Consider the following 13,634-nt stretch of genomic DNA (forward strand, 5'->3'; position numbering starts at 1 on the left):
AGTGCGTGAATGCCAACTTAACTTTTGATATGAGCATCGAATGAGCCTTGATATAGCCAAATACCCGACATTGGCACTTGCGCAGAACCCAGAAGAACTGCGCATGTTGCCAAAAGATAGTCTGCCGAAGTTGTGTGATGAACTACGGCAATATTTGCTCGCATCTGTCAGCCGTTCCAGTGGGCATTTTGCTTCTGGGCTGGGAGTAGTGGAGCTTACTGTCGCGTTACATTACGTCTACCACACACCATTTGATCATTTGGTGTGGGACGTCGGCCATCAGGCTTATCCCCATAAAATATTGACGGGTCGCCGTGAACAGATAGGGACAATTCGCCAGAAAGATGGATTGCATCCGTTCCCTTGGCGCGGTGAAAGTGAATATGACGTGCTTTCTGTTGGCCATTCGTCAACCTCAATCAGCGCTGGCTTAGGCATGGCAGTTGCCGCAGAGCGAGAAGGTAAAGGGCGTCGTACCGTATGTGTTATTGGCGATGGTGCGATTACTGCCGGTATGGCTTTTGAAGCCATGAATCATGCGGGTGATATTCACTCAGATATGCTGGTTATTCTCAACGATAACGAAATGTCTATCTCAGAGAACGTGGGTGGCCTGAACAACCATTTAGCCCAGCTATTGTCTGGGAAACTTTACGCCAGTCTGCGCGAAGGGGGTAAAAAAGCATTCTCTGGCTTGCCACCCATTAAAGATCTCCTAAAGCGTACCGAAGAACATCTGAAAGGCATGGTCGTCCCAAGTACCTTATTTGAAGAACTGGGTTTTAATTATATTGGCCCAGTAGATGGCCATGATGTACAAGCGCTGACGCAGACGCTAAAGAATATGCGTGATCTGAAAGGCCCGCAGCTTCTTCATATCATGACCAAAAAAGGCAAAGGCTACGCACCGGCAGAAAAAGATCCAATTGGCTGGCATGCGGTACCCAAATTTGATCCCGCCTCGGGGACATTACCCAAAAGTCAGGGCGTTCTACCAACTTATTCCAAAATATTTGGTGAATGGCTATGCGAAACTGCAGCCAAAGATAGTCAGTTAATGGCCGTGACCCCCGCAATGCGCGAAGGCTCTGGCATGGTCCGTTTTTCTCGTGAATACCCGCAGCAATATTTTGATGTGGCGATAGCTGAACAGCATGCCGTGACCTTCGCTGCAGGTCTGGCGATTGGCGGCTACAAGCCTATTGTCGCTATCTATTCGACATTCCTTCAGCGGGCATATGATCAATTGATTCATGATGTTGCCATTCAGAACCTTCCTGTTCTGTTTGCTATTGACCGTGGCGGTTTAGTGGGCGCTGATGGGCAAACCCATCAAGGCGCATTTGATCTCTCCTTTATGCGCTGCATACCGAACATGGTTATCATGGCACCAAGTGATGAAAACGAATGTCGCCAAATGCTGCACACGGGCTATCACCACAATGGCCCCGCCGCAGTACGCTACCCGCGCGGGAACGGGACAGGAGCGACACTCGAACCATTAGCCATTCTGCCAATTGGTAAAGGTATCGTTCGACGTGAAGGAGAGAGAATTGCGCTTCTGTGCTTCGGTACTCTACTGGATCAAGCGCAACGTGTGGCCGATAACTTGAATGCTACCTTAGTGGATATGCGTTTTGTAAAACCGCTGGATGAAGAGTTAGTACTAGAGATGGCTGCCAGCCATGAATGTTTGGTAACGATAGAAGAGAACGCCATTATGGGCGGTGCAGGCAGTGGCGTAAACGAGCTGTTGATGGCGAAACGGCAGTTGGTGCCTGTTCTGAATATCGGTTTACCCGATCACTTCATTCCGCAAGGCGAACAAGATGAAATGCGCGCCGAATTTGGTCTGGATGCCGCAGGTATAGAGCGCCAAATTGATCTTTGGCTCGCCTGATTAATATTTAAGGCATAGCCCGCAGGTTATGCCTTTATCCGCTATTTATCTGAACCTTAGCCATCAGCCATCAGCCATCAGCCATTGAACTTACAGCTATTCGACTATCAGCCATTCAAAATAAGTTTATTGGCCAGTAATGTCCGATGACAAAAATAATCGCGGCAGCAATTACCCCGGCAATAATGTCATCAATCATTATCCCCATACCGCCATGAACATTGCGATCAAACCAGCGAATCGGCCAAGGCTTCCAAATATCAAAAATGCGGAATGCGATAAAACCGGCAGCAACCCATTGCCAATCATTCACTGGCAGTGCCATCAAGGTAATCCACATGCCGACAAATTCATCCCAGACAATACTGCCGTGGTCATGAACTTTCATGTCTTTGGCGGTGCGATGACAGATATAAACGCCAATACAGATACTGAACATCACCAACAAGGAGTAAAGCTGCCAAGGTAGCTGAATCAGTAACAGCCAGAATGGGATGGCCGCAATAGACCCCATAGTACCCGGTGCCCATGGCGACAAACCACTGCCAAAGCCAGTTGCCAACAAGTGCCAAGGGTTAGATAGCCGCAAGCGGCCTTTGGCTTCATCCATGGGATTTGCCCGTTGAGAAGTGATCAAAACCGCGAAAATCCAGATCAACCACTTTTCCTTCACGGAAGAACTTCACCCCTTCCGCCTGCGGCCCGATCTGACCAATGCAAGTATAGCTTGCCCCCGTATTACTGAGTGCAACATCTAATGCACCACGGTTTATTTCGGGCACGGTAAAGCACAGTTCATAATCCTCACCACCACTTAATGCCCAGCGTAGCGCCTGTTCAGCATCGACGTGGTTTTTTAGCGCTTCAGAATATGGCAAAGCATCAAGTTCAATGCGTGCGCCACAATGACTCGCCTTCAAGACATGTTGTAAGTCAGAAATTAAACCATCAGAAATGTCGATCGCAGAGCTAGCCAGTGACCTTAACGCTTGCCCTTGTAATACACGAGGTTGTGGGCGTAAATGACGGTGAATTAACGCCTCCCGATCGCTTTCATCGTCGACACGTAATGTATTTTGTAAGATAGCCAGACCTGCCGCACTATCACCCAAAGTACCCGTCACGTAAATCCAATCACCAATTCGCGCACCTGCGCGAGTCAACGCCCGCCCTTCCGGTATCAAGCCCTGAATAGTCAGCGTCAAGCTCAGTGGTCCACGAGTGGTATCGCCCCCGATCAATTGCATACCGTAATAATTGAGCTGATCAAATAGGCTATCACTGAATGCCTGTAACCAGTCTTCGTTGACATTAGGAAGCGTTAGAGCAAGGGATAACCAGGCAGGATCGGCACCCATTGCAGCTAAATCGCTCAGGTTTACCGCTAGAGATTTATAACCCAAATCGGCGGGATCGATATCCGCAAGAAAGTGAACGCCAGACACCAGTGTATCCGTACTGATGGCTAACAACTGTTTTTCTGCCACCGTAAGAAGTGCGCAGTCGTCTCCAATACCCAACTCTACATCCCGGCGATTACTTCTAAACCGGTCAAAGTAGCGGGCAATGAGATCAAATTCACCACATGCCATAATACAATTCCAAAAATGTTAACCGATATATGATTAAGGCCGGAACCCGGCCTTAATCATACCCTTCATCATTGGACCTGTGGCGACACCGATACCCGAAACACCGGTCGATATCAGCTTATCGGGGTTAACTCAATAGCTGCCTAGCTAAGACTCCAATGACTGTGGGTAGGTAATGATGATGAGATTACTTTTTGTTGCGTACTGTCGGAGCAACCTTATCTAGCACGCCATTGACGAATTTGTGACTATCTTCCGCACCGAAAGTTTTCGCTAATTCGATCGCTTCATTGATTGCCACTTTATAAGGGACATCATGACGTTTGCTCAGTTCAAACAGTGCAATACGCAGAACCGCTCTTTCAACCTGGCCTAATTCTTCGAGTTGGCGGGAAAGGACAGGTGCCATCAGCGCATCCAGAGAGGCGGCGTTAACAGCAACCCCAGACAGCAATTCGCGAAAATAGGCGATGTCTACATCTTTGACATCCTGCTCAGACAGGAACTGTAATTCAACATCAGCGATGTCGTTTTTAGACAACTGCCAAGAGTAAAGCGCTTGAACAGCGCACTCACGAGCGCGGCGACGAGCAGCAGGTTTCACGGAATTCCCCTTAAACTTAACTAAATTCAGCCTTTAATAGCTTTGATTACATTAATCATTTCAAGCGCGGTCAGGGCAGCTTCTGCACCTTTATTACCCGCTTTAGTACCAGCACGCTCAATTGCCTGCTCAATACTTTCAGTAGTCAGCACACCAAATGCGATTGGAATGTCGGTGTTCAAGGCCACGGTAGACAAACCTGAACTTGCGCCACCAGCCACATACTCAAAGTGCGCAGTGCCCCCACGGATAACCGTACCCAAACCAATAACAGCATCGTAACGATTTGTTTTCGCTAACACATTGGCAACCAGCGGCAACTCATAAGCACCCGGTACCCAAACAACAGTGATGTTGTCATCAGAGACTTGACCAATGCGTTTCAGGGCATCAATTGCTCCGTCCAACAGGCTGTCGTTGATAAAGTTGTTAAAACGCGCAATCGCAATCGCCACGCGGGCAGTAGGAGTAGCAACAACACCTTCGATAACGTTCATAGCTTTCCTCAATATGGGTTCGTACCCCGCAGGGGGGCGGATTCTATCATATTCTTTCACGCCCCGCCCCTGCGCATTTGTAAAACGCGGGCAAGAGAGTAATTAGCAGAGGGATGCTCTGCTAGAAAATTCAATTAATACTTCGGTTTCAAGCGCAAACGCAGATCTGGCCCCACCTGCCTCACATCGCTAAATACAAACTCAGGTGCTTGCGCTAGATTCGTTAACCCTGCGAGTTCGCATAAGCCTCGGGCATCACTGCCGAGCAGTTTAGGCGCGATATACACAATCAATTCATCAACCACACCAGCTTGTAGCAAAGCTCCCGCCAGCTGTGGTCCGGCCTCGACCCAAACTGAATTAATTTGGCGCTTGCCTAGTTGCATCATCAACAAAACTAAATCTACACCGTTACCATGGCGAGGGAGTAACAATTGCTCGACATTAGTAGGCCATAGCTGCTCATCATCCTCAACACGGGCCAGCCAGCATGGGCCTTCTTGCTGTATCACTTTATGCTGCGGCGTCACACGGTTTTGACTATCGAGTATTATACGTACGGGTTGGCGCAACGTATCTCGAGGATACAAATCTTGGGTTTCAATATCCAACTCATCCCAGCGTACCGTGAGGGATGGGTCATCTGCCAAGACAGTGGCGCTCGTACTCAGAATCGCCGCGCTCTCAGCCCGAAACCGCTGAACATCCTGACGGGCCTGTGGCGATGTAATCCACTGACTTTCGCCAGAGGCCATCGCCGTTCGACCATCCAAGGAGGCAGCCATTTTTAATTGCAAATAGGGAAAACCGGTACGCATCCGTTTGAGAAAGCCAAGATTAACGGCCTCAGCCTGCGCCAACATGAGGCCATGATCGACAGCAATACCCGCTTGTTTCAATTTATATAACCCACGCCCAGCAACCTGTGGATTGGGGTCCTGCATGGCGGCAACGACACGTACAATGCCAGCGTTAATCAATGCATCGGCACAAGGTGGCGTGCGGCCTTGGTGACTACAGGGTTCAAGCGTGACATAGGCGGTGGCACCTCGCGCTTTTTCACCCGCCATACGTAATGCATGCACCTCAGCATGAGGTTCTCCGGCCCGTAAATGATAGCCTTCACCGACGATCTCACCATCACGAACCAGCACACAGCCGACATTAGGGTTAGGGTGCGTCGTAAACCGCCCCTTTCGCGCCAATTCGAAGGCGCGAGCCATATAGAACTCATCAGGCTGCATGACTTTCCTTATTTTCGCCGCAAGGGCGCTATTTCGTTGTATTGAAAAGTTCGTACGTTGTAATACAAAACTCGGATAACGTGTTGGTTAATCTTGCAAACGGGCGATTTCTTCGCCAAATTCACGAATATCTTCAAAACTACGATACACCGAAGCAAAGCGGATATAAGCCACTTTATCCAATCGCTTCAGTGCTTCCATCACCAGATTACCGACCATCTTAGTGGGGACTTCACGTTCGCCGGTCGCACGTAACTGAGATTTGATATGGCTTATCGCGGTTTCAACATCATCAGCACTGACAGGCCGCTTTTCTAACGCTTTTAGCATGCCACGCCGTAATTTATCTTCATTAAATGGCTCACGGACATCGTCACTTTTAATGACGCGCGGCAAAACCAGCTCGGCGACTTCGAAAGTGGTAAAGCGTTCATTACAATCTAAACACTGGCGGCGACGGCGCACTTGCGAACCATCACTCACCAGACGGGAGTCAATGACTTTGGTATCCACAGCGGCACAAAACGGGCAATGCATAGTGCTTCCTGATGAGTGAACTTAAATATAGCGACAGTTTACCGCGAACTGCCGTGACAACAAAGGGTGGATCAGTCAGTGTTGCGTATCAATGTCGTTGTTTGCGCTTCGGCAAGTTTTTTGGCAGGCATCACAGGCTGAGACCACCAACGTTTTATTGCCCCTTTGCGATATTTCCACGCTTCCATCCAACCCACATCATGGCTATCTAAATGGAAATCTCGTTGATAAACCAAATTATCCATAGCAGCAGTCAATTGTTTGCTCATATCGCTCTTTTCTAACTTAGGTTTGCATTTAGTGATGAGGTAGTAGATTCCGAGGCTGCATATGACAATCGCAAGAACGGGAGCGAGTGGCGCTAAGACGGTACTGACTCCCCCCGCAATTAACACACCAATTGACAGCGCGGCAACTATGGGGACAACAACTTTAACTTTTGTTCTAAACCTATTGAAATTAAGTGATTTAGCTTGCTGTTTGAGATCAACACATTCCGATGCAATTGAATAGCAAAGGGCGAAGGTTAAGTTCTTTGCCAAATCCGCAGGGATAAGGGCGTTGCTAATTAGGTAGTTTAGTGTTTTAGCCTGATGCTCTATCCTATTAAGCCCCTCGTTAACAATTTGGTACTTAAAGCCGTTCAGAACACTTTTCTCATAATTCTGATTATTTAGATTTCTATTTAAAATCTCGCGCAGGTTTTTTATTGTGTCTATTGGCTTATCATTTTTCCCACCAAAATAAGTTTCTTTTGTCACACTCCCTATGATGTTGCCCCACTTAACTTGTATCCAACGCTTAGTTGAAATAAAGCGACCTTGAGGCTCTGTATAGCTTGAGGCATGCATATCAAAAGCTAACAATTGCTCGAAATGATAGTCCTGTAATTGCGTGAGTGAGGCCCCAGACTTTGGTTTTGTTGGGAAATGTTCTAAGGTTGAATTAATATGTTTTAAATGTGGACTCATGAAGTCCATCAATTCACTTAATTTAGTTATTTTTTCATTTATTGTCTTAACTGAATCTTGGTTAACGACAACCGCTGCATTTTTACCCCCTAAGAGAGTTTGCAGTTGCATATAAGCCCCGAGTTTAGATACTGTTAAAAACTCAGCAACTTTATGATATAGAGTACCATCGGCTTGATGCTCCTCTAGCAGGGCAGTAAGAGTCGTCGCTATTTTTTCATTGTCATCAGGAAAACTCCTGACAATGATATGGCCATTACTCTCCAACTCAATTGATGTATTATCTCTGATAGTTTTATTTTTTAAGTCTCGAGCTATTTTATTATAATGCCCGGTCTGTGACGTGCTTACTCCTTCGGTTTTATTTACATATCCATTTAACATTCTCTGAAACAACAGACCATTATTACAAATAAATTCTTTTTGCTTCGTATAGAAGTCACCTGGAACACCTTCCATTTTACCTAATAACTTTTCGACACATTCATTTTTAGAAAACTCAACCAAGAGATTATAGCGAGAGCTAGAATGAGTTTCACTAGTATCATTTTTTATCTTATTAATATCATGACATAACTCATCCAAACTGCCAATATTCTCTTTTAAGCCAATACCCTTCTTGCCATTAAATTTCTTTACGACCATCTCATTATATATAGCAATCATTTTTTCCACATCGGATGTCTGATTGGAAAATGGATTAGTTGATATTGCTGTGATAGCTGTCGACAAGTTGGTTTTAACAAGCTTAACAGGCTCTGGGGATGAGCATTTTGGCGAGATTGACTCATCGTTCAATAAGCGAACTCTTATTTCAGAAGAAAGATAGCTAATGTTATTTTCCGCTGTATGACACACCTGCTCATTTTTATCATCAATTTCCACTCTAACTAATTGATAAAAACAATCACTATTATCACGACTATGGATAATATTTGAGAAGTCATTATTGGCTAATAATTTATCAAAAGCCTTTTTAAGACCACTTCGTTTTGTTGAATTTATATAGCTATATATACGATTAATTTCATCACAAAATTCTGATACAGTAGTGATATCATCCTTTAGCTTGATATCTTTACCCCCTTTATACTCACGTGACATAACATCATTATATAAACCTATCAGCTGTGATACTTCGTCTGATTGCGTGTGAAATGGGTTATCTGAAGACAATTTAACTTCTTGTGTGTCTAAATAAAAATGGTCATTACGCACTTCAAGTCTATAATTCTCGTCTTTCAAAAAATCTTGTTCATTTTTAATTAATTCTATTAACACCTTACATTTATTTCGATTATTATTATTTCTAAAATAGTTATTTAGCCCTTCTATAATCTCAGGTACTGAGTGAGCGTCTTCCATCAAATTCATTAAGTTGGTGTAGTTGCTATCAGTTTTCTTATAACTTACCTCATGTAATAAATTAATTATTCTATCTTTTACTATTTTGTGCGATTCATTGTTTTCATTTTCATCTGAGGTGATATTAAGTCTACTTACTTGACTACAACTGATAGGGTGAATGATTACTTGTCTCACGAAAGTCTCCTTACTGGCAAAGTACCTATTGAATACTCGTATCTAAAGAAACAATAGTGAACACACCCTATCTAATCTATCAAATAAAACCAACAACCTATAAAAAAGCTAACTTAACATTTTTCACTTAATAGATTAAATCTAGCAAATATTATTATAATTCAATTTGCATATTAAAATGGCTTAAATATTCTTCGACTCGCCATTTTCAAAATAAGCCCCGACACCCGCTGTATCCTTAATCATTCTAAGGTACAACGAGTATCAGGGCTGATTTTCCAAACTAAGGCTTACACGCTATTACGGCAGGATTGAAGGCTGATCTGCACCTTCTTTCTCAACTTTCTGCTGCAACATATGCTCGCGTTTCATACCCAACTTCAGCGCCAGCGCGGACGCAACGTAAATGGATGAAACTGTGCCGATAGAAACACCGATTAACATCGTCAATGAGAAGCCTTGCAGCATCGCACCACCGAAGATAAACAGCATCAAAACCACCATCAGCGTAGTCGCTGATGTCATGATAGTACGGCTCAAGGTCTGAGTCAGAGACACGTTCATGATTTCATAAGGCGTACCACGACGGATCTTGCGGAAGTTCTCACGAATACGGTCGGATACCACGATACTGTCGTTAAGTGAGTAACCGATAACCGACATCAAAGAAGCGATGATGGTTAGGTCAATCTCAATATGGAACAACGACAAGATCCCCATGGTAATGACCACGTCATGGGCCAGAGCGATAACCGCCCCCAGCGCCAAACGCCATTCAAAACGGAAACCGACATAAACCAGAATACACAGCAACGCAACCAGCAACGCCATGCCACCTGCTTGGGCTAAATCATTGCCCACACTTGGCCCAACGAACTCAATACGTTTTACCGATGCATTCTTATCCACTGACTCATTGATAACTGATATGACTTTGTTACCCAATTCCTGCCCAGCAGTGCCGGTTGCTGGTGGCATACGGACCATTACGTCACGAGTGCTACCAAAATTTTGCAGTATGGGCGATTCAAAGCCCGCTTTTTCTAGCGTGTCACGCAGTTGATCCAGATCAGCCGGTTTTTCCAAGGTAATTTCAATCACCGTACCACCGGTGAAATCAAGACCCCAGTTAAACCCTTTGGTGGACATCACTACAATCGATGCCACCAGCAGCAGCAACGAGACGCTAAAAGCGACGTTATCCCAGCGCATAAAGTCATAGACTCTACGGCCATAGTTCAGTTGTTCAACAGTATAATCCTGTGCCACAACGTACTCCTCAAATAGACAGCTTGTTAATGCGCTTGCCGCCGTAAAGCAGGTTGACGATGGCACGAGTACCGACTATTGCGGTGAACATTGACGTTACAACACCGATGGCAGTTGTAATGGCAAAGCCTTTAATCGAACCAGTACCCACAGCATACAGAATAATCGCTGTGATAAGCGTTGTTAGGTTCGCATCGACGATACTTGAGAAGGCACCTTTGTACCCTTCATGAATCGCCTGCTGGATCGTCCGCCCGTTTCTATACTCTTCTTTTATTCGCTCGTTAATCAGTACGTTAGCATCAACTGCCACCGCCAGCGTCAATACGATCCCGGCAATACCCGGCATGGTCAATGTCGCCCCTGGTAACAAGGACATGACGCCTACGATCAACACGAGGTTAGCCAACAGTGCAGTACTGGCAATCACACCAAACTTACGGTAGTAAATCACCATAAATAAGATTGAAACCGCCAAGCCCCACAAGCAAGCTTCCAGACCTTGGGCAATATTTTGCGAACCCAACGTTGGCCCGATAGTCCGCTCTTCTACAATCTGGATTGGGGCAATCAAGGCACCCGCACGCAGCAGTAGAGAAAGCTGACGAGCTTCAGCCGGATTATCAATGCCGGTAATACGGAAGCTATTACCGAGGCGCGACTGAATAGTTGCCACGTTGATAACTTCTTCCTGTTTCACCAGAATCGCACGGCCATTAGCATCTTTTTTACCGCTGTCTTTATATTCTACGAACAAAGTCGCCATCGGTTTACCGATATTGTCTTTGGTAAAATTAGACATCAAAGAGCCGCCAGCACTATCGAGTGAAATATTAACCTGAGCTTGGTTATATTCATCAGTACTAGACGTTGAATCGGTAATATGGTCACCGGTCAGGATAACGCGCTTGTACAAGACAACAGGGCGACCTTCACGGGTATTTTTGACTTCCGAGTCACCCGGCACACGACCTGTGGCGGCAACAGAAGCATCAACATTACTGTTGACCAGACGGAATTCCAATGTTGCCGTCGCACCAAGAATCTCTTTGGCACGCGCAGTATCTTGGATGCCCGGTAATTCAACCACAATACGGTCTGCACCTTGGCGCTGAACCAACGGTTCGGCTACACCTAGTTGGTTAACCCGGTTACGCAAGATCGTAATGTTTTGCTGAACAGCATATTCACGAGCTTCCCGCAGACGGTCATCACTCATAACAGCTTTTAAGGTATTGCTGCCATTGGAGCCGATCACCAAATCTCTGTGGCGAGAAGACAGGTAGCTGATAGCGTCATCACGCGTTTTATTGTCGCGAAAACGCACTTCAACACCATAGTTATCGAGCTTACGCACCGTCGCATACGGGATATTTTTCTCACGCAAGTCAGTGCGCAAGGTATCCATTGTTTGCTCTTGTAGTTTGCCCAGCGCCGTATCCATGTCCACTTCCATGAGGAAGTGCACACCACCGCGCAGGTCAAGGCCCAGCTTCATCGGTTCTGCGCCCAACTTGGCAAGCCAAGAAGGTGTAGCCGGTGCTAGGTTTAACGCGATAACGTATTTATCACCCATCGCAGCCACTAGTGCCTCACGGGCGCGTAGCTGGACGTCAGTATCTTTAAAGCGAGCCAGAATCGCACCATTCTCTAGCGCAATAGATTTGCTCGCTATATTATCTTTTTCTAAAACATCACGGACTTGGACCAGCGTTGTTTCACTGGCGGCGATTCCTCGCGCACCAGTGATTTGAACAGCCGGATCCTCACCATAAAGGTTGGGAAGTGCATAAAGCAGACCGATGAAGATCACGACGATCAGCATCAGATACTTCCACAAAGGATAACGGTTTAACACGGCAATTCCCTTCGGGAAAATCGAAAATTACAGAGCCTTCATTGTACCTTTCGGTAAAACGGCAGCAACGAAGTCACGTTTGATCATCACTTCAGTGGTGTCGTTCAGTGCAATAACGATATAACCCGTTTCTGCAACTTTAGTAACACGACCAAGTAAGCCACCAGTGGTCAATACTTCATCACCTTTACCGATAGAGTCCATCAGTTTTTTGTGTTCTTTAGCACGTTTTTGCTGTGGACGCAGGATCATGAAATAGAAAATAAGACCAAATACCACCAGCATAATCACTAGGGAGTACGGGCTGCTCTGAGCTGGAGCCCCAGCGGATGCGACAGCATCAGAAATGAAAAGACTCATTAAAATTCCCTCATTGTTATCAATATCAGTAGTGTAAAATCGGTGCGATATAACAGCCGCGGTGAATCGTAACCGTTAGATCGACAAATACAAAAGCAATAATTTTAAAATCAAACGTTTAATGGTGGAACCGGTTTCCCTATCCGACCATAGAAATCTTCAACGAAGCTCTCTAATTTACCTTCTTCTATAGCCTGACGTAAACCGGCCATTAAGCGCTGGTAATATCGCAGGTTATGAATCGTATTGAGGCGCGCACCCAGTATTTCGTTGCAACGGTCAAGATGATGCAAGTACGCACGACTATAATTGCGACAAGTATAGCAATCACAGTGTTCGTCTAGCGTTGCAGTATCACTTTTATGCTTGGCGTTACGGATTTTCACGACACCGTCAGTCACGAACAGATGGCCGTTACGCGCATTACGAGTGGGCATCACACAGTCAAACATATCGATACCACGGCGCACACCTTCGACCAGATCCTCGGGTTTCCCCACGCCCATTAGGTAACGTGGTTTATCCGCTGGGATCTGCGGGCAAACATGCTCCAAAATGCGGTGCATATCTTCTTTTGGCTCACCAACCGCCAAGCCGCCCACAGCGTAACCATCAAAACCAATATCTACCAGCCCTTTTACGGATACGTCACGTAAATCTTCGTAAACGCCACCTTGTATAATACCGAACAATGCATTTTTATTATTCAGTTCATCAAAGCGTTGGCGGCTCCGCGCAGCCCAGCGCAAAGACATTTCCATTGAGCGTTTAGCATAGTCCCAATCCGCTGGATAGGGAGTACACTCATCGAAAATCATCACGATATCAGAACCGAGATCGTATTGGATTTCCATGGACTTTTCCGGACTAAGGAATACTTTATCGCCATTGATTGGGTTTTGGAATGTCACCCCTTCTTCTTTGATCTTACGCATTGCCCCTAGGCTGAACACCTGAAAACCACCTGAGTCTGTCAGAATTGGGCCTGGCCATTGCATGAAATCATGTAAATCGCCATGCAACTTCATGATTTCCTGCCCTGGACGTAGCCAAAGATGGAAAGTGTTACCCAGTAAAATTTGCGCACCGGTCTCTTTGACTTCTTCCGGCGTCATACCTTTTACAGTGCCATAGGTGCCAACAGGCATAAATGCCGGTGTCTCTACTACACCGCGATCAAAGATTAAACGGCCACGGCGTGCGCGCCCGTCAGTTTGTTGTAATTCGTACTTCACATAACCTCCAGCATCAGAGATACAG

The 13,634-nt window shown here is 45.9% G+C and carries 12 protein-coding genes; 1 reads left to right on the forward strand and 11 read right to left on the reverse strand.

What is annotated here, in order from left to right:
* The first annotated feature begins 40 nt into the window (after positions 1 to 40).
* Positions 41 to 1,900: a 1-deoxy-D-xylulose-5-phosphate synthase gene (dxs, locus tag BN68_RS19730; protein WP_019212918.1), complete on the forward strand. Its 1,860-nt coding sequence runs from the start codon at positions 41 to 43 to the stop codon at positions 1,898 to 1,900.
* Positions 1,901 to 2,015: 115 nt separating this feature from the next.
* Here dxs and pgpA read toward each other — a convergent pair whose 3' ends face one another.
* The 11 genes from pgpA to tgt all read right to left on the reverse strand — a co-directional run bounded on the left by pgpA (position 2,016) and on the right by tgt (position 13,609).
* A complete protein-coding gene (pgpA, locus tag BN68_RS19735) occupies positions 2,016 to 2,510 on the reverse strand; it encodes a phosphatidylglycerophosphatase A (RefSeq protein ID WP_019212919.1) in 495 nt (164 codons plus the stop codon).
* On the reverse strand, positions 2,503 to 3,492 hold the full coding sequence (gene thiL, locus BN68_RS19740) for a thiamine-phosphate kinase (protein WP_019212920.1): 990 nt from the start codon (positions 3,490 to 3,492) through the stop codon (positions 2,503 to 2,505). Before thiL ends, pgpA begins: the two co-directional genes overlap by 8 nt.
* Before the next feature lie 187 nt (positions 3,493 to 3,679).
* Positions 3,680 to 4,096, reverse strand: coding sequence for a transcription antitermination factor NusB (gene nusB / locus BN68_RS19745; protein WP_019212921.1), 417 nt, complete (start codon positions 4,094 to 4,096; stop codon positions 3,680 to 3,682).
* A gap of 26 nt (positions 4,097 to 4,122) precedes the next feature.
* Positions 4,123 to 4,593 (reverse strand): 6,7-dimethyl-8-ribityllumazine synthase, encoded by a 471-nt coding sequence (gene ribH, locus BN68_RS19750; protein ID WP_019212922.1) that lies wholly within the window; start codon positions 4,591 to 4,593, stop codon positions 4,123 to 4,125.
* 134 nt (positions 4,594 to 4,727) lie between these two features.
* A complete protein-coding gene (ribD, locus tag BN68_RS19755) occupies positions 4,728 to 5,837 on the reverse strand; it encodes a bifunctional diaminohydroxyphosphoribosylaminopyrimidine deaminase/5-amino-6-(5-phosphoribosylamino)uracil reductase RibD (RefSeq protein ID WP_019212923.1) in 1,110 nt (369 codons plus the stop codon).
* Positions 5,838 to 5,924: 87 nt separating this feature from the next.
* The gene (gene nrdR / locus BN68_RS19760; RefSeq protein WP_019212924.1) at positions 5,925 to 6,374 is read right to left on the reverse strand and encodes a transcriptional regulator NrdR; all 450 of its coding nucleotides are present in this window, start codon (positions 6,372 to 6,374) and stop codon (positions 5,925 to 5,927) included.
* Positions 6,375 to 6,445: 71 nt separating this feature from the next.
* Complete coding sequence (locus BN68_RS19765; protein ID WP_019212925.1) at positions 6,446 to 8,887, reverse strand: hypothetical protein; 2,442 nt, start codon at positions 8,885 to 8,887, stop codon at positions 6,446 to 6,448.
* A 300-nt stretch (positions 8,888 to 9,187) separates the two neighbouring features.
* Positions 9,188 to 10,156 carry a protein translocase subunit SecF gene (gene secF / locus BN68_RS19770; protein WP_019212926.1) on the reverse strand — a complete coding sequence of 323 codons (969 nt, stop codon included), beginning with the start codon at positions 10,154 to 10,156 and terminating at the stop codon, positions 9,188 to 9,190.
* A 10-nt stretch (positions 10,157 to 10,166) separates the two neighbouring features.
* Complete coding sequence (secD, locus tag BN68_RS19775) at positions 10,167 to 12,014, reverse strand: protein translocase subunit SecD (RefSeq protein WP_071822494.1); 1,848 nt, start codon at positions 12,012 to 12,014, stop codon at positions 10,167 to 10,169.
* Positions 12,015 to 12,041: 27 nt separating this feature from the next.
* The gene (gene yajC, locus BN68_RS19780; protein WP_005166605.1) at positions 12,042 to 12,374 is read right to left on the reverse strand and encodes a preprotein translocase subunit YajC; all 333 of its coding nucleotides are present in this window, start codon (positions 12,372 to 12,374) and stop codon (positions 12,042 to 12,044) included.
* A 110-nt stretch (positions 12,375 to 12,484) separates the two neighbouring features.
* Positions 12,485 to 13,609 carry a tRNA guanosine(34) transglycosylase Tgt gene (gene tgt, locus BN68_RS19785; RefSeq protein WP_019212928.1) on the reverse strand — a complete coding sequence of 375 codons (1,125 nt, stop codon included), beginning with the start codon at positions 13,607 to 13,609 and terminating at the stop codon, positions 12,485 to 12,487.
* Between the last annotated feature and the right edge of the window lie 25 nt (positions 13,610 to 13,634).

Source organism: Yersinia massiliensis CCUG 53443 (assembly GCF_000312485.1).
Classification (GTDB): Bacteria; Pseudomonadota; Gammaproteobacteria; order Enterobacterales; family Enterobacteriaceae; genus Yersinia; species Yersinia massiliensis.